This window comes from Pseudorhodobacter aquimaris (assembly GCF_001202025.1).
GTDB classification, from domain to species: domain Bacteria; phylum Pseudomonadota; class Alphaproteobacteria; order Rhodobacterales; family Rhodobacteraceae; genus Pseudorhodobacter; species Pseudorhodobacter aquimaris.
On record NZ_LGHS01000038.1, the window covers coordinates 1 to 2,578 of the forward strand.

Genomic DNA, 2,578 nt, shown 5'->3' on the forward strand with positions numbered 1-2,578 from the left:
GGCACGGGCCCATGCCCTTTTTGTTCGAACAGATCGACGACTTCACCGAACTGCTGATGCCCGAGGATCTGTTGTCACAAACCTCCATCCTGGCCGAGCTGCGCAAGGTGATGACCGAGGACGCCTGTCAGGACGTCGAGATCATCGGCTGGCTTTACCAGTTCTACATCTCGGAGAAAAAGGATCAGGTCTTTGCGGGCCTGAAAAAGAACGTCAAGATCACGGCCGAGAATATCCCCGCCGCGACGCAGCTGTTCACGCCCCATTGGATCGTGCGCTACCTGGTCGAGAACTCGCTGGGGCGGCTCTGGCTGCTGAACCGGCCGGGATCAAAACTGGCCGAGCGGATGGACTATTATATCGCACCTTCAGCGCCCGAGACGGACTTTCTGAAAGTCGGCAAGCCCGAAGAGATCAAACTCTGCGATCCGGCCTGCGGGTCGGGGCATATGCTGACCTATGCCTTTGATCTGCTCTACGCCATCTATGAGGAAGAAGGGTATGAGGCCGACAAGATCCCGGCGCTGATCCTGACGCACAACCTGACGGGGGTGGAGATCGACGACCGCGCGGGCGCGCTGGCAGCCTTTGCGCTGGCGATGAAGGCGGCGGCCAAGCTGGGGCGGCGGCGGTTGCTGCGCATGAAGGCAAAGCCCGACATCTGCGTGTTGCAGAACGTGGCCTTTACGGACGCTGAGGTTGTCCGGGATGTGGCCGCCGTGGTGGGCAAGGATCTGTTCACCGATGAGCTGCGCGCGACGCTGGGGCAGTTTGAGCAGGCCAAGAACTTCGGCTCGCTGATTGTGCCGAAACTGCGCGATCCGGCAGAGGCGCTGCGGGTGGTCGAGGCGCGGGATTTTGCGGGCGATCTGCTGCTGAAGGAGGTGCAGGCGCGCGTCATCGCCGTGCTGAGCATGGCCGAGGCGCTGTCGACGAGGTATCACGTTGTGGTGGCCAACCCGCCGTATATGGGTGGAAATGGGATAAACCCCGCGTTGGCAAAACTATTGAAAGAGGGTTATCCTGATTTCAAATCAGATTTGTTTTCAGCGTTTGTATCGAGAAATTCTGCTCTCGCTTTGCCCAAAGGCCAACTTGGCTTTATGACACCTTTCGTTTGGATGTTTATTCCGAGCTATGAGAAAATGAGGCAGTTCCTTCTCACGGAAAAAACCATTACTTCGTTAATTCAACTGGAATACTCTGGTTTCGACGGCGCTACAGTCCCCATCTGCACTTTTACCGTTAAGAATGGCTACTCTGAAGGCGAGCGCGGAGCTTATATCAGGCTGTCTGACTTTCGCGGCGCACAAAATCAGGCACCAAAAACTCTGGAAGCGATCCATTCCGACGGGTGTGAGTGGTTTTACCGAGGCCTTGCTTCTGACTTTAGAAAAGTTCCGGGTTCACCAATCGCCTATTGGTTAAGTTCAAATTTTTTCAAGTCCTTCTCTGAAAACGACCTGCTATCAAGCCACACGAAAGCACATATTGGGATAAAGACAACTGACAATGATCGTTTCCTGCGGTTTTTTTGGGAACTTCCAAATCAAGAGATATTTTTCGATTGCACCAACGATGAATTAGCTCAGCAAAGTGGTTTTAAGTGGTTTCCCCACAACAAGGGTGGTGGATTCCGCAAGTGGTCGGGAAACTTGGAGCACGTGATAAACTGGTATAACCGTGGTCAGGAAATCAAGGATGTTGTTTACGAAAGGTATCCGAACCTAAGGAGCAATATTAATTTTGTTGTTCATGATGACGGGCACTACTTCAAGCCTTTCTTCTCATGGTCAGAAATTACATCAGCAGACGTTTCGTTTAGATACTACGGATCTGGCTTCACGTCCAATTGTAAAGGTATTTACGGATTTTCTACAACAGATAAGGATATTAGATGGATACTTGCACTTCTCAACAGCAAATATTCCAATCTCCTTTCGAAAGTTCTAAATCCCACCATTAGTTTCGGTGTCAGGAACATGTATTCGATACCTGCATCTGACTTAACTGACGAGATGTTGGTCAATCAGAATACTTCTGTATTAATTGAATATGCCAAATCCGACTGGGACGCCTACGAAACCTCCTGGGATTTTACCACGCTCCCACTGCTTTCACCCGACCACCGCGCCGAGACGCTGGAGGCCACCTACACCACCCTGCGCACCCATTGGCAGGGCATGACGGACGAAATGCAAGCGTTGGAGGAAGAGAACAACCGCATCTTCATCGACGCCTATGGTCTGCAAGACGAGCTGACCCCCGAGGTGCCGCTGACCGAGATCACCCTCACCTGCAACCCCGCCTATCGCTATGGCATCAAGAACGACGTCGCCGCCAACGAGACCCGCCTGCGCGCCGACACCATGGCCGAGTTCCTCTCCTACGCCGTAGGCTGCATGTTCGGCCGCTATAGCCTCGACGCCCCCGGCCTGATCCTCGCCAATCAGGGCGAGACGCTGGCTGACTACCTTTCCCGCGTCCCCAACCCCAGCTTCATGCCGGACAAGGACAACGTCATCCCCGTGCTCGACGCCGACTGGTTCGCCGATGACATCACCGACCGCTTTCGCCA

Annotated in this window: 1 protein-coding gene; it reads left to right on the top strand. The window is 53.8% G+C overall.

Going from position 1 to position 2,578, the window contains the following annotated elements:
* Nucleotides 1–11 precede the first annotated feature (11 nt).
* Nucleotides 12–2,578, top strand: a 2,567-nt coding sequence (pglX, locus tag AKU94_RS05080) for a BREX-1 system adenine-specific DNA-methyltransferase PglX (RefSeq protein ID WP_083444945.1), incomplete at its 3' end; no start/stop codon positions are given.